This window comes from Nonomuraea typhae (genome assembly GCF_009760925.1).
GTDB classification, from domain to species: Bacteria; Actinomycetota; Actinomycetes; order Streptosporangiales; family Streptosporangiaceae; genus Nonomuraea; species Nonomuraea typhae.
This window is the reverse complement of the sequence record NZ_VRLV01000004.1, coordinates 334968-357699: the sequence shown is the minus strand read 5'-3', so window position 1 is coordinate 357699 and position 22732 is coordinate 334968. Positions and strand designations below refer to the sequence as shown.

Sequence of the window (22732 nt, the reverse complement as noted above, 5' to 3'; positions counted from 1 at the left end):
TTGTTCCCTTTGGGTGCGGAACTAGGTGGTGAAGACCGCCAAGTCGTCCCAGTGCACGGGCCAACGCCTTGTCATGCCGGGCAACTGGTCGGCGTCCGCGTCGAGTTCGAGCAATGCCAGGGTGCCGTGGCGGAGCACCATGACCACTGTCCCGTGGTGGCCGAGCAATGCGGGAGCATGACTGCGCGTGCGGGCTGGACTGTGCACCAGGTCGATGATCATGGCTCGGCTGCCGATACCGGGCTTAAAGTGTCCCATCGCACTGTCTTGAGGCGGCTGACACAAGGTCGCTGACCACCTCCGAGAGCGGGTGGGTCTTCCGCAGATCGGCGTAACGCAGGGCAACACGGCGAGCCGCACGGGTCGAGTCCGGGGCCGGGTGCCATGCGTAGACGGGACGATTTCGGCCTGAGTCCCAGGCCGTACACCACCAGAACCGCTCGCCGTCGCACCACACCACGAGGCCGACCCACACGGACACCAGGGCCAGCCCGAAGCCGGCGTGTACGTCGGCGAAGACGCCGTGCCTTGCGAGCGCCCGGCGCAGACTCTCGGCTGCGGTCAGAGGAAGCGGCGGTGCCAAGGTCTGACGTTCGGGCTTCATCATGGGTCCAGTCCATCGACCGCGGGGGTTCTCCGTAAGCGCGTGATCAGCGGGATCGGTGGGATCGCGTTCACACGCCGTGTGAATGCGATGCACCTGTAATCGATGCCTGAGGCAAGCGGCGTGTTCGAGCGGTCCTGACCTGCCTACACTCCGAATGGAGGCAGGCAGCCGGGCGCGGAGGGCCGACCAGTGGGTGAGCCGAACATCCTGTTGGACTCACTGCTCGCCGAGGCGGGGATCTCGCATGCGGGTCTCGCTGCACGGATCAACGCCGTGACGGCGACCGCACGCCGTCCCACCAGATATGACCACACGGCGGTAGCCCGTTGGATCAGGGACAACGCGATCCCCCGTGGAGACGTGCCGGAGCTCATTTGCGAGATCATCGGGCCGCGTGTAGGGCGTGTCCTGTCGCTCTCGGAGATCGGCATGGTCAGGCGGGGCACAGATTTCGGTGATGTCGAGCTGCCACAGGCGGTGGATCAGGCGGTCGCTCTCTGGCGGGGAGACCTCGGTAACAGGGTGTTCCTCGCGGGCGCCTCGATGATCGAAGGCCCCGCCGCGATCGCGCCCGTTTTCGAGTGGGAGAACCCGCCCCATGAGATCGACGTCTCTCGCCGAGGCGCGCGCCCGGTGACTCTGGACGACGTTCAGGCGCTTATGGCCACACGCCGTCGATATGAACAGATGTACCGCCGAGTGGGCGGAGTGCCGGTACGTCCTCGCGTCGTCGCCTTCCTCAACACGAGCGTGACGCCGCTGCTCAAGGGCGGCCGCGACGACGGGGTGGGCCGGGAACTGTTCCGCGCCGCCGGTGGCCTGGTCGCGCTCGCCGGTATCTGTGCCTACGACTCCGGCCGGCAGGCGCTCTCCCAGCGCTACCTCTTCCACGCCCTTCGCATGGCGAAGGCGTCCGGCAACCTCGCGTTCGGTGGCTACGTCGTGGCCCTGTTGGCCAACCAGGCGATGGCGCGAGCCAAGCACCGCTACGTGATCCAGTACTGCGAGACGGCCCTCCGAGGAGCGCGCGGGCACCTCAGCCCAGCGCTTGCGACAGACCTTCACACGCTCCAGGCGAAGGCGTTCGCCCGGCTGGGGGACAGGGCGAGCTGTCACGCGCACATGCGGAGTTCGGAGGCGACGGCTTCCCGGATACGCCACGCGGACGAACCTCCCGAGACCGAGTACGTCCAACCCGGGCTTCTGCAATGCCAGCACGCCGAGGCGCTGAGCAGCCTCGGAGACCTCCTGCCCGCCCAGGAGTACGCGGAGGAAGCGCTGCGCTCCGCCGACGACTGTCATCTCAGAGGCCAGGCGCACCGGCTCGCCACACTGGCACTCGTCCTGGCCGATCGCGGCGCGCTGGACCGAGCCGCCGCGACCGCCGAAACGATGCTGGATCGTGCGGAAGGCATGGAGTCCGACCGCATCGCCGGGCGGATCGGCACGGTGGCCACCGTTCTGCGCCCCTTCGACACACGACCTGTACGGGAGTTTCTGGCGCGTGCGCGGCATCAGCCAGGCGTCCCCTTGTAGCGTGGTGCCGAGATCAGGCATCCATACCGGGGGTTACGCCGCATGCGCTGGCAGGTCCACTCCGAAGAACCTCTGTACACCGACCGATGGCTGGATGTGCGGGTCGCGGACGTGGAGTTGCCCGACGGCAGGCACCTGGATCACCGCCTCATCCGCTCCGCGCCGGGGGCTGGAGCCGCCATCACCGATGGTCAGGGGCGGGTCCTGCTGATCTGGCGGCATCGGTTCATCACCGACACATGGGGCTGGGAGATCCCGATCGGCAAGGTCGAAGAAGGCGAGGAGCCAATCGCGGCAGCCGCGCGCGAGGCCGAGGAGGAAACCGGATGGCGGCCCGGGCCGCTGCGCCGGCTGATAGTCATCCAGCCGACGAGCGGCATCTCCGATTCCGTGCACCACATCTTCCGCGCCGACACCGCCACCCACGTGGGCCCGCCGACCGAAGCGTGGGAGGCCGAACGCATCGAGTGGGTTCCGATCGCCGACACCCGCCGGTTGATCGACAAGGGTGACATCGTCAGCGGCACGAGCCTGGCGGCATTGCTCTACCTCCTCACGGATGCCTGAGCCGACGTGCGGCGGCTATCCGCTGCCGGGCCACCTCGGCCCAGAAATGCTTCCCGAGGTGAAGTCCGCAGGGCGAAGACCGGGTCCGACGGGCGTTGCGGTAGAAAGGGCAGTTCTTGCCGCAACCCGAAAGGACTCCCCCCATGGTCTTCACCCAGGCCGAACGTGACTACCTCGCCGCGCAGCCCCTCGGCCGGCTCGCCACCGTCTCGCCCGGTGGGCAGGTGCAGAACAACCCGACCAACTTCTTCCTCGACGCCGAGGCGGGCACGATCGTCATCGGCGGGGGTGCGCTCGGCGGGACGAAGAAGTTCCGGAACGTGCAGCAGGGCAGCACGGTCGCGTTCGTCGTCGACGACCTGGCGTCGGCCGATCCGTGGACGCCCCGGGGCATCGAGATCCGGGGCAAGGCGGAGGCGCTGACCGATCATGAGCCGCCTGTGCCCGGTCTGTCCAGGCAGATCATCAGGATCACCCCCACCACGATCATCTCCTGGGGTCTGGACGGGCCGCGCGCCAGCCGTACGGTCTGAGTGCCGGGGGAGTCGGCCGCGCGCACAGGGGCGAGCCTGGCGATCCACGAGGCTCGGCGCCTGCGCGAGGTGCTTTGCCGTTAGTCATCCCGAGTGCGGCTAAACCTCCCCCACTGGGTTGATTTTGACAACCGTTTTCATTTTGCCGCATACTGACTCCCATGATGTCAGGACATGTCCGTGTTCGTGCCGCGGGTTTGCTCGCCGGTGTCGGCCTCTTCGCGACCACCGCCTGCGGCTCCGGCACCGCGGCGAACAGCATCACCACCGCGCCTGGGGGACAACCCAGCGTGGTCACGGCCTTCTACCCGCTGCAGTGGCTGAGCGAGAAGGTCGGCGGTCCCGACATCAAGGTGTCCGTGCTGACCGCCCCCGGCGTGGAGCCCCACGACCTGGAGCTGGGCGCGCAGCAGATGGCCGACCTCGAGGACGCCACCCTGGCCGTCTACATCAAGGGCGTGCAGCCCGCCGTGGACGAGGCCCTGGAGCAGCGCTCCGACCAGGCGTTCGACGCCGCCACCGCGGTCAAGACCATCCCCCTGGGCGAACACGCCGAGGAGGACGGCCACGACCACGAGCACGCGGTCTCCTACGACCCGCACCTGTGGCTGGACCCGTCCAGGCTGGCCACGGTCGCGGGCAAGCTCGCTGAGCGCCTGGCCCAGGCGGACCCGGAGCACGCCCAGGCGTACCGGGACCGGGCGGCCAAGACCGCGGCCGAGCTCACCGCGCTCGACCAGGAGATGACCAAGGGCCTGACCAGCTGCACCAGCAAGACCATGGTGACCAGCCACGAGGCGTTCGGCTATCTGGCCGACAGGTACAAGCTCAAGCAGATCGGCATCACCCTCGACCCCGAGAGCGAGCCCTCCCCCGCCCGCATCGCCGAGGTGGCCAAGCTCGCCAACTCCGAGAAGGTCACCACGATCTTCACCGAGGCCCTGGTCAGCCCGAAGGTGGCCGAGGTGCTGGCGCAGGAGGTGGGGGCCAAGACCGCGGTGCTGGACCCGCTGGAGAGCAAGCCGGGCACGGGCGACTACCTTACGCAGATGCGGCACAACCTCAAGACCCTCCAGATAGCCCTGGGGTGCGCGTGAACACGGTCTTCCAGATGACCGGCGGCCGGGTGACACTCGACCGCCGGGCGATCCTCGACGGCGTCGACCTCACCGTCTGCGCGGGCGAGGTCGTCGCGATCATGGGAGCCAACGGGTCCGGGAAGTCCACGCTGGTGCGGGCGCTGCTCGGGCTCATCCCGCTGTCGGGCGGCCAGACTCTGGTGTACGGCGAGCCGCCGGCGAAGTTCCGCGACTGGCGGCGCATCGGCTACGTCCCCCAGCGGCTGGCCGTCGGCGGCGGCGTCCCGGCCACCGTGCGGGAGATCGTCGCCTCGGGCCGCATCGCCCGGCAGAGCCGGCTCCGCCGTACCAGCAAGGACGATCGCGCCGCGGTGACGCGCGCGCTGGCGGCGGTCGATCTCGGCGACCGGGCGGGCGATCCCGTGCAGTCGTTGTCCGGCGGGCAGCAGCAGCGGGTGCTCATCGCCCGCGCGCTGGCCGGTGAGCCGGACGTGTTCGTAATGGACGAGCCCACCGCGGGCGTCGACGCCGAGAGCCAGCAGCTACTGGCGGCCACGCTCGGCGGGCTCGTGCGCGACGGGCGGACCGTGGTGCTGGTCGCCCACGAGCTGGGCCCGCTGGAGCCGGTCATCACCCGTGGCGTGCTCGTGCGCGCCGGGCGGATCGAGCACGACGGGCGGCCGCCGCAGCCGGAGGGCGAGTGCGCCAGGCCCGGCCATCAGCATGTTCACCCCCACGCCGAGGAAGAGGACGTCGTCGGCGGCCCTCTGACCGATCTGCGAGTGAAACCGTGAGCGACCTTCTCCAACGGGAGTTCTTCCAGCTGGCCCTCATCGCGGCGCTGCTGGTGGGCCTGTGCGCGCCCGCCGTCGGCACGTTCATCGTGCAGCGCCGGCTGTCCCTGCTCGGTGACGGCATCGGGCACGTGGCGCTGACCGGGGTCGCGCTCGGGTTCCTGACCGGGACGGCGCCGGTGCTGACGGCCGTGGTCGTCTCCGTGCTGGGGGCGGTCGCCATCGAGCTCGTGCGGGCGCGCGGGCGCACCAGCGGGGACGTGGCGCTGGCGCTGCTGTTCTACGGGGGCATCGCCGGCGGCGTCATGCTCATGGGCATCGCGCCCGGCGGCAGCAACGCCAAGCTCAACTCCTACCTGTTCGGGGCGATCGCCAGCGTCACCCGCGAGGACATCTGGGTGATCGGCGGGCTCGCGGTCGCGGTGCTCGCGGTCGTGGCGATCTTCGGCAGGGAGCTGTTCGTGCTCTGCCAGGACGAGGAGGTGGCCAAGGCCAGCGGGCTGCCGGTGCGCTTCCTCAGCCTGATGATCGCCGTCACCGCGGCGCTGACCGTGGTCATCGCCATGCGGGTGGTGGGATTGTTGCTCGTCAGCGCGCTCATGGTGATCCCGGTGGCCACGAGCCAGCAGCTGACCAAGGGTTTCAAGGCCACGATGGGCCTGGCCACGTTGTTCGGGATGGTGGCGGCGGTCGGCGGACTGCTCCTGTCCAGCCTCTCGCCGAAGGTGCCGCCGGGCGCCTCGATCGTCCTTCTCGCGCTCAGCGGCTTCGTCCTGGCCCTCGGGGTGGGTAAATTCGTACGGCGAGGCCGACCACAGGAGTCAACATGACCATCAGGCGTGACGCCGTTCACGACACCCTGCGCCGCAGCGAGGGTTTCCGGAGCGCGCAGGACGTCTATGCCGAGATGCGCCAGGACGGCGCGAAGATCGGACTGACCACCGTCTACCGTGCGTTGCAGGCGCTGGCCGACGGCGGCAAGGTCGACGTGTTGCGTACCGACGACGGCGAGTCGGTCTACCGGGCCTGCGCCACCGACGATCACCATCACCATCTGGTCTGCCGCCGCTGCGGGCGCACGGTCGAGGTGGCCGGGCCCGCGGTGGAGCGCTGGGCCGAGGCCGTGGGCAGCGAGCACGGGTTCACCGAGATCACCCACACCGTCGAGGTGTTCGGCACGTGCGCCGGGTGCTCGACGCGTTAGCGGCTGAGCGCGGGTTCCGACGTCTCTTGCGCCGGGGCTGGTGAGCGGCCGCGGGAGCCGTACAGGACACCCAGGACGATCACCGCGCATCCGGCGAGCTGCAGCGTCGACGGCCGCTCCCCCAGCAGCAGCGCCGACAGCGCGACCGTCGTCATCGGCTGGATGAGCAGCAGCAGGGCGGTCAGCGCGGCGGGCTGGCGGGGCAGCGCCCAGGTGATGAGCGCCCACCCGAGCACCTGCGGCCCCAGCGCGAGCAGCAGCAGCCAGCCGTGCGCGGGCCAGCTCGGTGTCAGGTCGGCGCCGCCGAAGAGGGGGCTGAGCGCGGCCACGGTCAGGGTGGCCACGACGGTGACGTGGGCGAGGGGCAGCATCGCGTGCCGTCCGCCGGCCTTCATGAGCAGCAGGTACGCGGCGTAGGCGACGGAGGTGGCCATGCCGAAGACCGCGCCCAGCATCGGGTTCGCCCCGTAGGCGGCGGCGTCGAAGAGGCCGGAGATCAGCACGACGCCGCCGAAGACGATCGGCGTGGCGAGCATGAGGCGCGTGGACGGCCGCTCCCGGAAGATCGCCCAGGCGGCGAAGGCGACCAGGAACACCTGCAGGTTGCCCAGGACCGTGGCCAGGCCGCCGCCGACGAACTCGATCGCGTGGTGCCAGAACAGCAGGTCGAGGGCGAAGATGACGCCCGCCGCCCACGAGAAGTAGCGGATCTTGGCCGGCAGCGGGCCGAGCCTGCGGCGCTCGAACCAGGCCAGCAGCAGGATGGGCGGCACCGCGTAGGCGCACCGGAACAACGCCGACGTCGCCGGCGCTACACCGGACAGAACCACGAGCGGGGCGGAGGACGAGATGACCAGCGCGCCCACCACCGCGATCAGCACGATACGGCGCTGTGCACTCACCGAGACCCCCGATTGCCTGTTATAGAGATACGCTTCGTCCACGCTATGAGCAGGCGCAGACAGGAGTCAATATGCCGTTTGGCCATGACATGGTGCACTCGCTCGCCACTGTTGTCGAGCTGGTGAACACCTCGCCCTCGACCGGGGGCGACGACGGCCTGGCGGATCTGAACGATCTGCAGACCTTCGTCGAGGCGCGGCAGATCAGCGGCATCGGCGTCCTCACCCCGCGCGACCTCGGGCAGGTGCGGATGATCCGCGAGTCCTTCCACCGCGTCTTCCTCGCCACCGACCAGCCCACCGCCGTGCGGATGCTCAACACGATGCTGTCCGAGACCCGGATCACGCCCCGCCTGGCCGAACACGACGGGCACCCCCTGCACATGCACTACTTCGCCCAGGACGCCAGCCTCGCCGAACACGTCGCCGCCGACTGCGGCGTCGCGCTGGCCCACGTCATCGTCGAGGGCGAATGGGAACGGCTGCGCACCTGCTCGGCGCCCGACTGCGAACGCGTCTTCGTGGACGAGTCACGCAACCGCTCCCGCGTGTACTGCGACAGCCGAACCTGCGGCAACCGCATGCACGTGGCGGCCTACCGCGCCCGCCGCCGCGCCTGAGTCACCGCGCCACCTGGTTGGGTACGGCGCCGCCGTACCGGCGATCGCGCTTGGCGTAGACCTCGCACGCCTCCCACAGGTCGCGCCGGTCGAAGTCGGGCCACAGGCGGTTGAGGAAGACCATCTCGGCATAGGCCGACTGCCACAGCAGGAAGTTGGAGAACCGCTGCTCCCCCGACGACCGCACGAACAGGTCCACCTCCGGGATGTCCGGCTCGTCTAGGTAACGGGCGAAGACCTTCTCGCTGACCTTGCCCGGCCTGACCTTGCCCGCGGCGATGTCGGCGGCCAGCTTCACCGCGGCGTCCACGATCTCGGCCTGCCCGCCGTAGTTGACGCAGAACTGCAGCGTCAGCGTCCGGTTGCGCTCGGTCATCTCCTGCGCCGTCTCCAGCTCCGAGATGACGCTCTTCCACAGCCGCCCCGGCCGGCCCGCCCAGCGCACCCGCACGCCCATCGCGTTGAGCTCGTCACGCCGGCGCCGGATCACGTCCCGGTTGAAGCCCATGAGGAAGCGCACCTCGTCCGGCGAACGCTTCCAGTTCTCGGTCGAGAAGGCGTAGGCCGACAGATACGGGACACCCAGCTCGATCGCACCCTCGATCACGTCGAACAGCGAGGACTCGCCCGCCTTGTGCCCCTCGGTACGCGGCAGCCCGCGCTGCTTGGCCCAGCGGCCGTTGCCGTCCATGACGATCGCCACGTGCCGCGGCACCAGGTCACGCGGGATCGGCGGCGGCGTCACGCCGGACGGATGGGGGGAGGGCGGACGGACGTTCAAACCGGCTCTCTTTCTACGTGTCGGAGCGAGCGGATCCCGTGCTCCAGATGCCACTGCAGGTACGCGGCGACCAGGCCGCTGCACTCGCCGCGATGGCGCGGCTGCGACGCGTCGGCCGCCGCCCAGTCGCCCCGCAGCAGCGCCGTCATGAGCGCGATGGTCTCCAGCGCCGGTACGGCGGAGCCGGCCGGTTTGCAGCCCCCGCACACCACGCCACCGGCCACGATCGCGAAGGCCCTGATGGCCGGGGCGCGGCACTTGGCACACGCCTCCAGCGCGGGAGCGTACCCGGCCACCGCCAGCGAGCGCAGGAAATACGCGTCGAGCACCAGCCTGGCCTCGTGCTCGCCGTCGGCCAGCGTGCGCAACCCGCCCACCAGCAGCAGGAACTGGCGCAACGCCGGCTCCTTCTCGCCGTGGGTGAGCCGGTCGGCGGTCTCCAGCATCGCGCTGCCCGCGGTGTAGCGGGGATAGTCGGTCGCCAGCGCCTCGCCGTACGGCCTGATCGTCTCGGCCTGCGTGACGACGTCGAGCGAGCGTCCGACGTGCAGCTGAAGATCTACGTGAGTGAACGGCTCAAGGCGCGCCCCGAAGCGACTCGTCGTGCGCCGCACCCCCTTGGCCACCGCCCGGACCTTGCCCGTGCGCTTGGTGAGCACCGTGATGATGCGATCGGCCTCGCCCAGCTTCTGCGTGCGCAGGACCACGCCCTCGTCACGATAGAGACTCACCAGGACATCTTATTGGGACACACGGGTGGACCGGCTTTACCCAGGGCTCACTAGACTTTGACGTCTGTCCCCGCATTACCCGTTGTTCAACCCCCCGCAACTGCCTCGAAAGGGAGTCATGACCCGCGTGGTCCTGCTGGGCTCTTCGCCCGGCCCCGACACCGCTCCGACCGGCCTCCGGCTGGCCGCGCTGCCCGGCAACCCCACGGTTGGCGAGCGACTGCGCGGTCAGATCCTCTCCCTGGATCCGCAGCCGGCCACGATCGAGCCTCACGACGTGGCCGCCGCCCTGCGTGCCCTCGCCGACGTCGCAGAATCCGCAACGGACAACCTCTTCATCATCCCGGCCAACTCCGTCATCCACGACGAGCTGATCTACCAGATCACCAAGGCCAAGCGCGGCGCGATCGCGCTCATCGCCAAGGAGCCGCGGCCGGACACCCTCGATGAGGAGGCGCAGGAGGACAGCGTCCCCATCGACGAGGCCGACCCCGAGATCGGCGACCGCACGCTCGAGGGCCTGCCCGTGCGGGCCCGCGCCGGCAAGTCCCGCATCGTCTCCGTCGGCACCGCCCGCATCGCGGTCACCCGGCCCAACGCCGCCCTGCTCGGCCCGCTGCACATCAAGGCCCAGCACCTGCCGCTGCTGGCCGAGACCTGCCGCGAGCTCGCCGAGCTGACCGACCTGTTCGGCGCCGACGACGACCTCGTGCAGCTCATCGCCTTCGGCCTGGTACGGCAGGGCGTCTCGCTCGGCCTGCGCGGCCGGCGCGACCTGTTCTACCGCCGGGTCACCACCCAGGAGGAGGCCAACGAGGCCGGCACCGAGATGGCCGGCATGAACGAGGACCGCGCCCGGCTCGACAACGCGGTCAAGGGCGCCGACGGCTTCTTCACCACCTTCTTCGTCTCGACGTACTCCCGCTTCATCGCCCGCTGGGCGGCCCGCAGGGGCCTGACGCCCAACCAGGTGACGTTGATCTCGATCGTGTTCGGCATCGCGGCGGCGGCCTGCTTCGCCACCGGCGAGCGGCCGTGGATGATCGCCGGTGGCGTGCTCATCTACTTCGCCTTCGTCTTCGACTGCGTCGACGGCCAGGTCGCCCGCTACGCCCGCAAGTTCGGCGTCCTCGGGGCGTGGCTGGATGCCACCTTCGACCGGTTCAAGGAGTACGTCGTCTTCGCCGGACTGGCGATCGGCTGGGTGGTCTCCGGCAACGGCGACGACATCTGGATCCTCGCGCTGGCCGCGATCGGCCTGCAGTCGATCCGCCACCTGCTGGACTTCTCCTTCGGCATCTCCAACCGGCGCAAGCCGCCCGCGAAGCTGCCCACGCTCGCCCTCGCCTCCCCCGACGACCGCCCGCTGCGCAAAGACCTGGAAAAGCGCAAGATCGAACGCAACCAGGGCATCAGGGGCCTGCTGAAGATGTGGACCAAGGCCGGCCGGTACCGCGTCGTCCACTGGGCCCGCAAAATGGTCGTGTTCCCCATCGGCGAGCGGTTCGCGGCCATCGCGATCACCGCCGCCCTCTTCGACGCCCGTGTCACCTTCATCACGCTGGTGGCCTGGGGCACCGTCGCCGCCGCCTACACCCTCACCGGACGCCTCATGAGGTCGCTCGCATGATCACCCAGCCGCAGGCCGCCGCCACCCCCGCACCCGACCCCGACGAAGAGCGCCGCCGCATCCAGACGGCCCGCCTGCTCGCCTACCGCGACGACGGCCCCCTCGTGCACGCCCTGGCGGGCAAACTGGGCAAGGGGCTGCCGCCGGTGCCCGCCACCCTGCTGGCCCTCCTGGCCGTCATCGTGCTGGGCGTGACCGGAACGCTCGTGTCCCGGCCGATGCTCTTCGTCGCGCCGCTGGTCGTGGTCCTGCTCGTCCTGCCAACCGCGCCCCGCGACCACCTCGGGCGATTCGACTGGCTGACGCCGCCGCTGCTGCGCGCCACCGAGTTCCTGACCGTCATCCTGATCGGGCTGGCTGCCGACGCGCCCAAGTGGTTGCTGTTCGTGCTGCTGTACGTCGTCGGATATCACACCTACGACACGGTTTACCGGACGCGGCAGAGCATCTGGCCGCCGGCCTGGGTGTTCCACGCCGGGCTGGGGTGGGAGCTCAGGCTGCTGATCATCGGGGCCGGGGCGGCGCTGGGCATCCTGACACCGGTGCTGGCCGTGCTGACCGCGTACCTGCTGGTGTTGTTCGCGGTGGAGAGCGTGACGTCCTGGGTCCGCCTGGACAAGGCCTCGGCCCAGGCGGGCGCCGACGCCGAACAGGACCTCGAGGCGTCCCCGGAGGAGGCCCAGGAAGCCGCCACCGGCGAGGCCGACAAGGGCTGACGGCCAAGGGGCGGGGGCTAAGGAGGCCGAAGGGCAAGGTCCTTCGCTGGGGGGCGCTTCGCGCCTGGGGCTCGGGCAGCCTTGTGTGGGGGTCAGCCCCCACACCCCCGGGTTCACCAGCAAGGTCCTTCGCTGGGGCGCTTCGCGCCTGGGGCTTGGGCAGTCCTCAGTGGAGGCCAAGCCCCCACACCCCACCCGGACCCCGAGCGATGCCCGGGCACGGCGGGGTGTGGCTGGTTGCTGCGTAGCGAGCGGCGAGTTCGTCAGATCGGGTGGCGATGGCCCTTGACCCGGTTGATACCGCGCCACACGGCCAAGCGGGCACCCTGGCCGAGGGAAGATCACCGCGACGGTCTCACCACTGTCGCCGGTCAGGAGCGCCGCTTCCCGAGGACGAAGCGGCGAACAGGAGGCACCCCGAATACCACTCCCATGAGAACGAGCCATGTCATCAGCACAAGGAACGGATCCGCGCCCGGGACCGCGAACACGGCGACGATCCAGCCCAAGCAGGCGGTCAGAGCAACGGCGACGACGCTGCGGCGGGCGCGCATGCGCACCACCCTACGATGCGCGGCCTCTCGGCCGACGTAGAGGAGCCGGGCGCCACCACGAAGCTGGAGGATGGCATCCGGCATCGCCGCGTCACGCGTGGTTCGTCACCGTCCCGGAGGTGGGGCTATGCCACTTTCGGCAGGTGGGTCGATGAGCTCGATCTCGATGGCCAGGACGCCGAGAGCCTCCTTCTCTGGGCCGTAGATGCGGCGAATGTTGGCCAGCTGCTGGTCGCGAGGACTGGCTGGGTTCACCCGTTCGGGGCCTTCGGCGTCCAGCATGTCCTCGAAGGAGTCATAGCGGGAGACTCGCTTGACCCTGGTGAGGGCGTCGTCTCGGCCGCAGACGAACCGGATGTGGTCGCCGGCCTTGAGGTTGCGCAGATGGGGGTACCGCACCCGTACCTCGATCGTTTTGGAGCCGTCGGCGACCAGGTCGAAGTAGCGGCGGTAGAGGTTCATCTCGCGGGCGCGCACGCCTGTCTGCCTTGCGGATTGTGCCGTCATGATCTTGCCCACTTCAGTGGAGGCGTGCCTGGCCGCAGCCGGCGAGTCACGGTTCGCCATCCCCTTCGACCGCTGCTCGCCCTCGGCATGAGCAAGGGCGCGGGCCCCTTCGGACGGGAGTGGTCTTCACCCGGATGCTTCTGGGACGGCGAGTTCGACGACCTGGGTTGAGCCGCGACGTCTATGGATGCGGCCAGTACGGCGCCGCCCGCCGGGCGGCGGAGGCGATGGCCGTGCCGTCCAGTTCGGTGAGGGTCAGCTCGACTCCGCCCGCAGGCCATTCCACGGCGAGTTCGAAGACCTCCGGGGGCGGCAGGGGCCAGAGCCACAGTCTCTGGGTGGTCACGGTGTCGTCGTCTCCGCCGCTTCGCATGGAGAAGGCGCCGATCAGCAGGGTCAGCCGCGGAGGCGGCGGCGGGTCCTGCTGGAGGCGCAGCCGGTCGAGCTTCTGGCCGACCGTGGTGGCTTTGGCGCCGTCGGCGAAGCGCACGCCGTACCGCAGCAGGGTGTCCGGCAGCGGCTTGCCGCGGCCTACCCCGGTGAATGTGGAAACGTGCATGCCCATCTGGAGGGCCTGATAGTCGTCCGGGGACAGGGTCTGGCGCCTGGTGCCGATGTCCACGTTCAGCAGGCAGCCGCCGCTGAACGCCTCGATCGTCGGCAGGGCGAGGACCACGTTCGGGGTGCGGGCCAGCAGCAGGCCGCTGACGATCACTGCGCCCATCTCGTCCGGCGGCGGAGCGCACCACGCGGGGAGTCCTGGTGGGGAAGGGGCTGCGGATTCTTCTTCCTCTGGCGGGGGTTCGAAGAACATGGGCTCACCCTACGTCGGAGACCTTGACTCCGGGCTCTCTCGGGCAGGATGGTTCCACCAACTGGTTGGTGGAAGACGGGGGCCATGGCGAGATCACAACGAACGGAGGAGCGTCGCCGCGAGCTGGTCAAGGCGGCGTTCGACTGCGTGGCGGAGAAGGGCTTCGAGGGGCTGCGGCTGCGTGACGTGGCGGCCAGGGTCGGGCTCGATCACTCGACCGTCCACCACTATTTCCCCGGCAAACGGGATCTGGTCACGGGGATCGTCGACTACGCCACTCAGCAGTTCTGGACGCCGAGCGTCCCCGTGGGCGACCTCGACGATCACCTGGAGATGCTGATCCGGTTGATCTCCGAGCGGCCGGCGCTCTTCCTGGTGCTGCGTGAGCTGGATTTGCGCGCCACCCGTGACGCCGAGGTGCGCGCGATCCTGGAGAGCAGGGAACGCGGCTGGCGCGACGCGCTGGCCACGCGGGTGCGTCCCGATCACGTGGAACTCGTCATCGCCGCGGTGAAGGGGGTCAGCCTGACCCCCGGCCGCGCCGGCCAGGTGCTCAGTCAGCTCCGGACGTTGCTGAAGGGGTCGGCATGACTCAGGTGATCGTGGTGGGCGGCGGGATCGGGGCCTTCCTGCGGGCCTGCGGCGCCATCCCCTCCCTGCGCCGGGCGGCCTTCGGCAACCGGCGCGAGGAGCCCGCCTGAGCGCTCACCACAACATGGCGGCGACCAGGGCGGCGAGGATCAGAATGGCGGCGATGCGGGGGAACCCCATGCGTCAACCTTAGATTGACGCTCAAATACCGTCAACCCAAGGTTGACGGGAGTCAGCCGGACGTCGGCAGCTCCGATGGGGTGGGCTCGGTCGTGGGGAGCTGCCCCTGCCCGTTGACCTGCACCCGGGTGCCGTTGTCGCCCCGCAGGTTCTGATGGATCACGAGTACGGCCGAGCCGCTCGCCCCGGCGGTCTCCGGCTCGAACCACACCTTGAGCACGCATTCGGCGCCGGCGTCCAGAGACTGATTCTCGCAGGCGCCGTCGTGCCGGAAACTTCCGGCAGACTCCCCTTGGAACTCGATATCGGTGACCTTCAGCATCGCATTACCCGTGCTGAGAATGAGCACCTCCTGCGCGCATCCCGCACCCCCGCAGAGGTCCAGTGATTTCGGGCGGACGACAATTTGGGGCGCCCTTTTCTGGCCTTGCGGCTGGGGCTGAGAAACCCCGCCCCGCCTGGTCTCCGAGGTGTCCGGAGCACCGCCGAACTTCAACTGACCGGAGGTGATCAACGCGGCTGTGATCGTCGCACCGGCGGCGATCAGCGCCGCGACAATGGCCACACCTTTGGTCGACATGACGCTCCTCCGAAAGGGATACGGAGTCCGGCCGCATCATGCGTGTGCGGTTGTTTGCAGTGTTCGGTATTCCCCACTTCCTGTCCATCGATTTAGCCGTTCACGGGAGCAGAACCAAACGGCCGCGCAGGCCGCCCGCGGCAAGGCGGGCGTGGGCGTGCTCGGCCTCCTCCAGCGGGTGCGTCCCGGCCACGCGGAGGGCGAGGTGGCCGCGCTCGACCAGGTGCACCAGTTCGGCCAGGCGGGCGCCGTCCGGCTTCACCTCGATGCCGCCGGTCCGTACTCCGCGCTCCGGGGCGGGCACCGCGTTCGGGATCACGGCCGCGTACGCGCCGCCGTCGCGGGCGAACGCCAGCGCCGGGGTGCCGATGACCGCCGCGTCCAGCACGCCGTCCACCGGTTCCGGCCGCGCCGTACGCGCGACGAAGCCGCCGGCGCCGAGCGCGCGCACCAGTTCCTCGTCGGCGTCACCCGCCATCGCCGTCACCTCCAGCCCGCGCAACCGCCCCAGCTGTACGGCGTAGCCGCCAAGGGCGCCCGCCGCCCCGGTGACCAGCAGACGGTCGCCCGGAGCCAGGGCCAGGAGGTCGAGGGCCTGGGCGGCGGCCAGGGCGTTGAGCGGCAGGGTGGCCGCGTCCACGGCATCGGCCGAACGGGGTGCGGCGGCCAGGGCCGAGGCGTCGAGGACGACGTAGTCGGCATGGGTGCCCAGGGGCTTGTGCGGCCCATAGGCGAGGCCGACCACAAGGTCACCCACGGCCCAGCCGGCCGGACCGGAGCCGAGGGCACCGGAGGAACGGGCCGCGTCCGAGCCGAGGGCACCGGAGGAACCGGTCGCGTCCGGGCCGAGGGCGTCGATGGTTCCCGCCACGTCCCAGCCGAGGCCGAGCGGGCCCTGGCCACCGAAGACGCCGGCGCGGACGCCCGCGTCCACGGGGTTGAGGGCGGCGGCGGCCACCTTGACGCGTACCTGGCCGGGTCCCGGCTCGGGCAGGGGCACCTCGGCGATCTCCACGGCTTCCGGTCCGCCGAACTTTCTGACCAGCGCAGCACGCATCTGGTTCACCACTTTCCAAGGTCATCAGAGGGCGGGAGGTCCGCCGGGCACGACCGTATGGGGTGCTACTCTCCCCCGGTAAGTACGCACCCAGGAGTGCGTACTGAACCCGGAGGTATGCCATGACCACCCTCACCGCCGCCCAGCGCCGCGCCCGGGAACAACGGGCCCACGAGGCGTTCGTCAAGATCTGCCCGACCAACCGGCTGCTCGCGCTGATCAGCGACAAGTGGGTGAGCCTCGTGATCAGCGCCCTGGCCGGGCGGGGGACGTTGCGTTACAGCGACCTCCGGCGGGAGATTCCGGGGGCGAGCGAGAAGATGCTCACGCAGACGTTGCGTTCCCTGGAGCGTGACGGGCTGGTCACCAGGACGGTCACGGCCGCCGTGCCGCCCCGGGTCGACTACGAGCTCACCGACCTTGGCCGGGACCTCAGCGGACTGATCTTCACGGTGAAGGACTGGGCCGAGGCCAACATCGCCCGCATCGACGCCGCCCGCGCGGGCTACGACAGCCCCTCCTGATCCCGCGCCGGGTTTTCGCTTTCGTGGAGGTTGGGGCGATTAGTCTGGGAGGTCCAGGGACACTCGGGAGACGCGCATGGCGTTCTTGTCGCGGCTGTTCAGGCGGGAGACCGGGCCCGATCGCGAGCGCGAGCAGGCCCACGCCCAGGGCATGCGCGACGCCCGGCAGCACGCGCTGCACCAGTTCACCGACCCCGACTGCCGGCCCGCCTACCTGGGTGAACTCCGTGCCATGGCCCGCGAGCGCATCGCCCGGCTGGATCGGGAGCTGGCCGGCGTCAAGACCGCCCTGTTACGGGAGGCGGGTACGGCGCGGCAGGCCGTACTCGAAGTGACGCTCCAGGAGGAGCTCCCCCCGAACGGCAGCGCGAACGGGCAGGCGGCCCCGGCCGGTGAGGACGGGTTCATCTCGATCGCCGAGGCGCGGCGGCGGCGGGAGGAGCGGCGGCGCGCGGAGGCCGTGCGGGCGGCGGTCCAGCGGGTGCACGAGGCGCAGGCCCAGGTGGAACGGCTGGCGCGCGAGTGGGACGGGGCGGTGCTGCGGCGCAACCACGACGTGGAGGAGGTGCACGCGTGGGCGGAGCGGATGATCGCCGCCTACCGGAGCGGGGTGCTGCGGGCCCATCCGCGGCGGGAGGAGATACCGCCGCTGTGGAAGGGCGAGGTGATCGCCATGGACACCGCCGCCGTGACCTCCGGCGAGGAGATGGGGCGTCTTCTGGACGAGGTGGAACATCGCGTGGAGCGCTGGCAGGCCACGGTGAACGGCCATCGCGAACTCACCGGCGCCACCGCCTCCCGCGAACTCGCCGCCCCGCACGACACGGACGAGACCCCCGGCGCCGAGAACACGCCCGCTCCAGTGAAAGAGACGACTTTGGAAGAGACGACGCCGGACGAGACGACGCCGGACGAGACGACGTGAGGGGGCCGGTGGCGGGTGTGCTGGCCGTGGGGCTGGTGATGGCGGGGACCGGCGGATGCGCGGCGCAGGCGCGCGGCCTGTGCGGCACGGTCGTGGACTCCACCTCCTACGCCGAGCCCGCCACCTCCCGCAGCGATGTGACCGCGAAGCTGCCCGAGTTCACCGGCGGCTGCGACTGGATGGGGTTCGCGGCCGTCACCGGCGCCTCGGAGAGCAGCACCTGCCGCGAGACCCCGGTCAGGATCGCCGCCACGGCGCAGGAGAACCCCAACGCCAACCCGGTGGTCGAGGAGCGGATCAGGAAGCACCGCCTGACGCAGGTGGTGCCGAAGGCGCTGAAGTTGTTCGACTGCCCGGACGAGGGCAGGGGTTCGGACGTGATCGGCGCCCTGCGCTACCTGGTCAAGCAGATGGGCGCGCAACGCCGGCCCGAGCGCGTCCATCGCGTCGCCGTCTTCAGCGACCTGATCAACAATCGCGGCGAGCTGGACGTCAACAAGCTCGACCTCAGTACGGCCGGCCGGAAGGGCAAGATCGAGGAACTGCGCCGGGCCCGCCTCCTGCCGGACCTGACCGGCTACGAGATCGTGGTCCACGGGTTCCTGCGCGCCAAGACCTCTGACCCGGACAGGTTCCCGCTGCTGGAGAGCTTCTGGCGGGAGGCGTTCGAGGCGGCGGGGGCGGTTTCGGCTGATCTGCTCTAGTCCAGGACGTCCTCTCTCAGCTGCGGGAAGACCTTGGCCACCTTCCCCAGCAGGTACTCGCCGTAGGTTCCGGTGAAGGCGCGAAGGTCCTGCCCGTCCCAGCGGGCCCGGCCGCCCTCGGTGTACGGCAGCGGCGGCACCTCGCGGTCCGACCCGGGGTCGAAGAAGAACGGGAAGCTGAGCCGCTCGTTCCCGCTGAGGTTCCGCACCCGGTGCGGCGTGGACCGGTAGAGCCCGCCGGTGAGCTTGTCGAGCATGTCGCCGATGTTGCAGACGAACGTGCCGGGGACCGGCGGCGCGGCGATCCATCCATCCGGGGTGTGGACCTGCAGCCCGCCGTTGGCGTCCTGGAGCAGCAGGGTGAGCAGCCCGTAGTCGGTGTGCTCCCCGACTCCCCACTCGGCCCCATCAGGCGCAGAGGGCGGATAGTGAAATATCCGGAACAGGATGGTCGGATCGGCCGTGTATCCGGCGCTGAAGTAGTCACCGGGCAACCCGAGGCTGAGCGCGATCCCCCGCAGCACCGCCTGGGCGACCCCGCCCATGACGTCCAGGTACTCCAGCACCGCCTCCCGCAACGCGGGCACCTGAGCGGGGAACAGATTCGGCCCGTGCAACGGCAGGGAACTGGGCGGCCGCTCGGCGCCGAAATAGACGCCTTCCTTGAGATCGGGACGCCCGGAGGTGAGCTCACCGCCCACGGGGAAGAACCCGCGCCAGGCCCGCCCGCCCCGATCCATGGAGATCTCGTTCTTGACCTCCAGCGGCAGCTCGAAGAACTCCCGCGCGGCGGCGTCGAGCCGGGAGACGAGCGCGGAGGGGACCCCGTGTCCCGTGATGTAGAAGAACCCGCTGGTACGGCAGGCCGCCCCGATCTGGTCGGGCACACCGCCCGCCGTACCCGACAAAAGGGGCGAAATATCGATCACCGGCAATTCACGCACGCCGCCATTCTCCGGGATTTAGCATGAAATCGAAGCCTGGAGGGGCTATGCGTTTCGGCAAACGGCACAAGGACCTTCCCGACGAACCCATCCACCTCGCCCGGCGGACCCCGGCCATCGCCTACGACGGGGACCTGTACCACGTGCCCGACTGGCGGCAGCGCCGGGCCGAGGAGCGTGAGCTGGGCCGCCGCCACGCCGCCGACGGCCAGATCGACACGCTCACGCTGGAGACCGGCAGCGTCCCCCGCTTCCACGAGCTGGAGGACGAACGGCTGGCCGAACTGTCCCGCGTCGACGCCTGCACGGAACGCGAAACCCAGCAGGCCAAGGCCGAGTTCGAGGCGCAGAAGATCAGGCTGGCCGAGTCGCAGCGCACGTTCGCCGAGCTCCGCAAGGCCCTGGAGGACTCCCGGCACCACGTGGCCGAGCTGGAACAGCCCAGCAAACGCCCCGGCGACGGCCGCCCCAGCTCGATCGCGCTGTCCGGCAGCCGCTGGCCCGCCATCCGCCGATGGCTGCCCGGGGCGCTCCTGCTGCTGCTCCTGCTGATCGTCGAGGTGCCCATCCTGTACCAGGTCATCCTGAACTGGGGTGACAGCGTCGCCATGACCGCCCTGCTCGCCGCCGGCGCCGCGCTCATCATGCTGGTCGCGCCGCACATGTACGGCAGGGCGTTCCGCGCCTGGCAGGAGAACGGCAGCCCGGCGCGCGGCCGATGGCTGCTGGCCGGGGTGGCGCTGGTGTGGCTCGGCCTGATCGTCGCCGTGGCGGTGCTGCGCCGCGACGCCCTGGTCAAACCACTGATCGTGGACGGGCAGGAGATCGGCCCCACCTCCGGCGGGGTGGGCGAGCTGCCCACGATGGTCCTGCTGCTGGCGCTGCTGATCGCCACCGCCCTCATCGCCGCCGACCTCGGCCGCCGCATGCACAACCCGAACGACCGGCGCCTGCGCGAGCTGCGCGCCAAGCGCGACCACGACGCCGAAGCCTGCGCCCGCGCGCAGGCCGCCTACCAGCACGACGCCGGCTACGCCGAGAGCATCGGCCAGCACGTCCAGTCGGCCGAGCGGCGGCGCGCGGGACGCGTGCGGCAGATCGACAACGGCTTCCACAGCCTCGCCACCGCCTACCTGGGCGGCGTGGTCGAGGGCCTGAAGGACCCCGAGGCGGCCAGCTGGGCCGAGCGCATCATCGCCCGCCGGGCCACTCCCCGCTGACGGTGCTCTCCCGGACGATCAGCCGCACCGGGAGTACGGCGGGCACGACGGTGTGCCCCTCCAGCGCGGCCAGCAGGCACCTGGCCAGGGCCAGCGCCTGCTCGGTCTCGGCGACCCCGACCGTGGTGAGTCCCGGCGTGAGGTGCCGGCCCGCCGCACCGTCCCCGAACCCGGCGACCGCCACGTCCTCCGGAACCCGCAGCCCCGCCGCACGCAGCGCCCGGATCGCCCCGATGGCCAGCTGATCGGTGACCGCGAACACGCCTCCGGGACGGGCCCCATCGGCCAGCACCCGCTGCATGGCCAGCACCCCCGCCTCGACCCCGGCCCCGGCCTCCACCACAACCGGCGTGACCCCGCCCGCGGGAACGGCCCCAAGAAAGCCCGCCACCCGCTCCCGAGCCGCCACCCCGGGCCCGGCCAAAACCACCAGCCCGCCCTGCCCAGACGGCCCAGACGGCCCAGACTGGCCGGGCTGCCCAGACTGCGTGGGCTGCTCAGGTTTCCAGAGGTGCCCGGGCTGCCCGCGCTCCCCCAGGTGCCGTGCCACGGCCGCACCGCCGCCCGCGTCGTCCACGTCCACGTACGGCACCGCCGTCCCGCCCGGCCGCCCCAGCACCACCACCGGCACCCCGGTCCCCGCCAGCCGCTCGGTCAGCGTGTCGCCCCGGTCCGGCGGCAGCAGGATCACCCCGTCCACCTCCCGCGCCTCGACCCGGGCCAGGATGCGCCGGTGGCTCTCGGCGGTGTCGGCCAGCATGAGCGCCACCTGCCGCCCGGCGGCCTCGAGGACGCTGGTCACGTACTGCGCCACCGCGGCCACCAGCGTGGCATTGTCCTGCCGGGGCCCGGCCAGGACCAGGGCCACCACCCCGGACCGCCGGGTGGCCAGGCTCCGGGCGGCCTGGTTGGGCACATACCCGAGTTCTTCCACCGCCGCGAGCACGCGGGCCCGCACGACCGGCCGTACCGAGGGCTCGCCGTTGACCACGCGGGAGACGGTGGCCCGCGAGACGCCGGCGCGGGCGGCGACGGTCTCCAGCGTGGGCCGCCCGGCGGGCGCCGGCCCGTTGCGGGCGATCAGCTCACGGAACCACCGGGCACTCAACCGCTCCGTCCGCCGCTGAGTCGCGAAATCCACCTGGAAAAGCCCAAATTTCCGCTGATATCCGTCGGCCCACTCGAAGTTGTCCAGCAGCGTCCAGACCAGGAAGCCGCGCAGCCGTACCCCGTCGGCGATCGCCGCGTGCGCGGCACGCACGTGGGCGTCCAGGTAGGCGACCCGGTCATGGTCGGCCGGGGAGTCGTCGAACGCGGCCCCGTTCTCGGTGACGAGGAGGTCGAGCCCAGGATGCTCGGCGGCCAGCCGGCGCAGGACCATGGTCAGCCCGCCGGGCACGATCGGCCAGCCCATGGCGGTGGCCGGGGCGGGCACGGCGGCGAACAGCACCCCGTCACTGCCGGGAAACGCGGGCTCCCCCGGCCGGCTGGGCTGTGCCTGCACCACCTGCGGCGCGTAGTAGTTGACCCCGAGCACGTCGAGCGGCTGCGCGATGACGGCGAGGTCGCCGTCGAGCACGTGATCCAGGCCCCCGTGCTCGGCCACGAGCTTGGTCAGCTCCGCCGGGTAGGAACCTCGCAGCATCGGGTCGAGGAACTGCCGGTTGAGCAGGGCGTCGATCCTGGCCACGGCTTCGGCGTCCTCGGACGAGGGCTCGGCGTCCAGGTCGGCGAGCCCGCCGGGGGTGAGCACGGGCGAGACGTTGAGCGCGATGCCGATCCGGGCCGCGCCCGCCTGCCGGAGCGCCCGGGTGGCCAGGCCGTGGGCGAGCAGCAGGTGGTGGGCGCTGCGGAACGCCTCGGCCGCCGAGCGCCTGCCGGGCGCGTGGGTGCCGTCCGCGTAGCCGAGGAAGGCCGCCACCCAGGGCTCGTTGATCGTGAACCAGGTGTCCACGCGGTCGCCCAGCCGTTCGTGTACGGCGAGGGCGTAGTCGGCGAAGCGGAGGGCGGTGTCGCGCCGCGGCCAGCCGCCCCGGTCTTCGAGGGCCTGGGGCAGGTCCCAGTGGTAGAGGGTGGCGTAGGGGGCGATGCCGCGGCCGACCAGCTCGTCCACGAGGCGGTCGTAGAAGTCCAGGCCGGCGGCGCTGACCCGGCCGTGGCCCTCGGGTAACACCCGGGGCCAGCTCACCGAGAACCGGTAGGCGCCGTACCCGCGCATGAGGGCGACGTCCTCGGCGTAGCGGTGGTAGTGGTCGCAGGCCATGTCGCCGGTGGAGGCGTCCCGGATGCGGCCGGGGGTGTGGGAGAAGGTGTCCCAGATGGACAGGCCGCGCAGGCCGGCGGCGCCCTCGATCTGGTAGGCCGACGTCGACACGCCCCACACGAAGTCTTCGGGAAACCTCATGTCCTCATTCTGCGGGCCGGTCGGCGCA

General features: G+C 70.7%; 26 protein-coding genes. 15 read left to right on the top strand and 11 right to left on the bottom strand.

Going from position 1 to position 22732, the window contains the following annotated elements:
• Positions 1-21: 21 nt before the first annotated feature.
• Positions 22-222: a hypothetical protein gene (locus FVE25_RS17700; RefSeq protein ID WP_157248053.1), complete on the bottom strand. Its 201-nt coding sequence runs from the start codon at positions 220-222 to the stop codon at positions 22-24.
• A gap of 574 nt (positions 223-796) precedes the next feature.
• On the opposite strand from FVE25_RS17700, the gene FVE25_RS17695 reads away from it, so the two are divergent.
• From FVE25_RS17695 to FVE25_RS17665, 7 genes are all read left to right on the top strand, one after another.
• Positions 797-2143 carry an NsdA family TPR-like regulatory protein gene (locus FVE25_RS17695; RefSeq protein WP_157248052.1) on the top strand — a complete coding sequence of 449 codons (1347 nt, stop codon included), beginning with the start codon at positions 797-799 and terminating at the stop codon, positions 2141-2143.
• A 42-nt stretch (positions 2144-2185) separates the two neighbouring features.
• Positions 2186-2710 (top strand): NUDIX domain-containing protein, encoded by a 525-nt coding sequence (locus FVE25_RS17690; protein WP_157248051.1) that lies wholly within the window; start codon positions 2186-2188, stop codon positions 2708-2710.
• Between the two features lie 143 nt (positions 2711-2853).
• Positions 2854-3243, top strand: a complete 390-nt coding sequence (locus FVE25_RS17685; RefSeq protein ID WP_157248050.1) for a PPOX class F420-dependent oxidoreductase — start codon at positions 2854-2856, stop codon at positions 3241-3243.
• A 161-nt stretch (positions 3244-3404) separates the two neighbouring features.
• Positions 3405-4340 carry a metal ABC transporter substrate-binding protein gene (locus tag FVE25_RS17680; protein WP_157248049.1) on the top strand — a complete coding sequence of 312 codons (936 nt, stop codon included), beginning with the start codon at positions 3405-3407 and terminating at the stop codon, positions 4338-4340.
• 14 nt (positions 4341-4354) lie between these two features.
• On the top strand, positions 4355-5116 hold the full coding sequence (locus tag FVE25_RS17675; RefSeq protein WP_157248368.1) for a metal ABC transporter ATP-binding protein: 762 nt from the start codon (positions 4355-4357) through the stop codon (positions 5114-5116).
• Positions 5113-5946, top strand: coding sequence for a metal ABC transporter permease (locus tag FVE25_RS17670; protein WP_157248048.1), 834 nt, complete (start codon positions 5113-5115; stop codon positions 5944-5946). The genes FVE25_RS17675 and FVE25_RS17670 overlap by 4 nt, the downstream gene beginning before the upstream one ends.
• Complete coding sequence (locus FVE25_RS17665; protein WP_157248047.1) at positions 5943-6320, top strand: Fur family transcriptional regulator; 378 nt, start codon at positions 5943-5945, stop codon at positions 6318-6320. Before FVE25_RS17670 ends, FVE25_RS17665 begins: the two co-directional genes overlap by 4 nt.
• On the opposite strand, the gene FVE25_RS17660 is transcribed toward FVE25_RS17665, so the two are convergent.
• A complete protein-coding gene (locus FVE25_RS17660) occupies positions 6317-7222 on the bottom strand; it encodes a DMT family transporter (protein WP_157248046.1) in 906 nt (301 codons plus the stop codon). The two genes, FVE25_RS17665 and FVE25_RS17660, sit on opposite strands and share 4 nt — an antisense overlap.
• 71 nt (positions 7223-7293) lie before the next feature.
• Here FVE25_RS17660 and FVE25_RS17655 point away from each other — a divergent pair, with 71 nt between their 5' ends.
• Positions 7294-7842 carry a CGNR zinc finger domain-containing protein gene (locus tag FVE25_RS17655; RefSeq protein ID WP_157248045.1) on the top strand — a complete coding sequence of 183 codons (549 nt, stop codon included), beginning with the start codon at positions 7294-7296 and terminating at the stop codon, positions 7840-7842.
• Between the two features lies 1 nt (position 7843).
• Here FVE25_RS17655 and FVE25_RS17650 read toward each other — a convergent pair whose 3' ends face one another.
• On the bottom strand, positions 7844-8623 hold the full coding sequence (locus FVE25_RS17650; protein WP_157248044.1) for an isoprenyl transferase: 780 nt from the start codon (positions 8621-8623) through the stop codon (positions 7844-7846).
• Entirely contained in the window at positions 8620-9354 is a 735-nt protein-coding gene (gene recO, locus FVE25_RS17645; RefSeq protein ID WP_157248043.1) for a DNA repair protein RecO, read from the bottom strand. Before recO ends, FVE25_RS17650 begins: the two co-directional genes overlap by 4 nt.
• 118 nt (positions 9355-9472) lie before the next feature.
• Here recO and FVE25_RS56315 point away from each other — a divergent pair, with 118 nt between their 5' ends.
• Positions 9473-10984 carry a CDP-alcohol phosphatidyltransferase family protein gene (locus FVE25_RS56315; RefSeq protein ID WP_157248042.1) on the top strand — a complete coding sequence of 504 codons (1512 nt, stop codon included), beginning with the start codon at positions 9473-9475 and terminating at the stop codon, positions 10982-10984.
• The gene (locus tag FVE25_RS56310; protein WP_157248041.1) at positions 10981-11700 is read left to right on the top strand and encodes a DUF5941 domain-containing protein; all 720 of its coding nucleotides are present in this window, start codon (positions 10981-10983) and stop codon (positions 11698-11700) included. Before FVE25_RS56315 ends, FVE25_RS56310 begins: the two co-directional genes overlap by 4 nt.
• A 371-nt stretch (positions 11701-12071) precedes the next feature.
• Here FVE25_RS56310 and FVE25_RS17630 read toward each other — a convergent pair whose 3' ends face one another.
• The 3 genes from FVE25_RS17630 to FVE25_RS17620 form a co-directional block, all read right to left on the bottom strand.
• Entirely contained in the window at positions 12072-12254 is a 183-nt protein-coding gene (locus FVE25_RS17630) for a hypothetical protein (RefSeq protein WP_157248040.1), read from the bottom strand.
• 105 nt (positions 12255-12359) lie between these two features.
• Complete coding sequence (locus FVE25_RS17625) at positions 12360-12731, bottom strand: ASCH domain-containing protein (protein WP_246267125.1); 372 nt, start codon at positions 12729-12731, stop codon at positions 12360-12362.
• Between the two features lie 211 nt (positions 12732-12942).
• Positions 12943-13485, bottom strand: a complete 543-nt coding sequence (locus FVE25_RS17620; protein WP_157248038.1) for a hypothetical protein — start codon at positions 13483-13485, stop codon at positions 12943-12945.
• 174 nt (positions 13486-13659) lie between these two features.
• On the opposite strand from FVE25_RS17620, the gene FVE25_RS17615 reads away from it, so the two are divergent.
• Entirely contained in the window at positions 13660-14166 is a 507-nt protein-coding gene (locus FVE25_RS17615; protein ID WP_157248037.1) for a TetR/AcrR family transcriptional regulator, read from the top strand.
• Between the two features lie 232 nt (positions 14167-14398).
• On the opposite strand, the gene FVE25_RS17610 is transcribed toward FVE25_RS17615, so the two are convergent.
• Together FVE25_RS17610 and FVE25_RS17605 are read right to left on the bottom strand one after the other, a co-directional pair.
• Positions 14399-14926, bottom strand: a complete 528-nt coding sequence (locus tag FVE25_RS17610; RefSeq protein ID WP_157248036.1) for a hypothetical protein — start codon at positions 14924-14926, stop codon at positions 14399-14401.
• A gap of 100 nt (positions 14927-15026) precedes the next feature.
• Entirely contained in the window at positions 15027-15983 is a 957-nt protein-coding gene (locus FVE25_RS17605; RefSeq protein ID WP_157248035.1) for an NADP-dependent oxidoreductase, read from the bottom strand.
• Between the two features lie 122 nt (positions 15984-16105).
• Between FVE25_RS17605 and FVE25_RS17600 the strand changes: the two genes are divergently transcribed.
• The 3 genes from FVE25_RS17600 (at position 16106) to FVE25_RS17590 (ending at position 18136) form a co-directional block, all read left to right on the top strand.
• Entirely contained in the window at positions 16106-16507 is a 402-nt protein-coding gene (locus FVE25_RS17600) for a winged helix-turn-helix transcriptional regulator (protein ID WP_157248034.1), read from the top strand.
• 76 nt (positions 16508-16583) lie between these two features.
• Positions 16584-17432: a hypothetical protein gene (locus FVE25_RS17595; RefSeq protein ID WP_157248033.1), complete on the top strand. Its 849-nt coding sequence runs from the start codon at positions 16584-16586 to the stop codon at positions 17430-17432.
• A complete protein-coding gene (locus FVE25_RS17590) occupies positions 17429-18136 on the top strand; it encodes a hypothetical protein (protein WP_157248032.1) in 708 nt (235 codons plus the stop codon). The genes FVE25_RS17595 and FVE25_RS17590 overlap by 4 nt, the downstream gene beginning before the upstream one ends.
• Here FVE25_RS17590 and FVE25_RS17585 read toward each other — a convergent pair.
• Positions 18133-19080 carry an isopenicillin N synthase family dioxygenase gene (locus FVE25_RS17585; RefSeq protein ID WP_219825529.1) on the bottom strand — a complete coding sequence of 316 codons (948 nt, stop codon included), beginning with the start codon at positions 19078-19080 and terminating at the stop codon, positions 18133-18135. The two genes, FVE25_RS17590 and FVE25_RS17585, sit on opposite strands and share 4 nt — an antisense overlap.
• A 47-nt stretch (positions 19081-19127) precedes the next feature.
• Here FVE25_RS17585 and FVE25_RS17580 point away from each other — a divergent pair, with 47 nt between their 5' ends.
• Complete coding sequence (locus FVE25_RS17580) at positions 19128-20300, top strand: hypothetical protein (protein WP_157248031.1); 1173 nt, start codon at positions 19128-19130, stop codon at positions 20298-20300.
• On the opposite strand, the gene FVE25_RS56820 is transcribed toward FVE25_RS17580, so the two are convergent.
• The gene (locus FVE25_RS56820) at positions 20272-22704 is read right to left on the bottom strand and encodes a GH1 family beta-glucosidase (protein WP_157248030.1); all 2433 of its coding nucleotides are present in this window, start codon (positions 22702-22704) and stop codon (positions 20272-20274) included. The two genes, FVE25_RS17580 and FVE25_RS56820, sit on opposite strands and share 29 nt — an antisense overlap.
• Positions 22705-22732 lie beyond the last annotated feature (28 nt).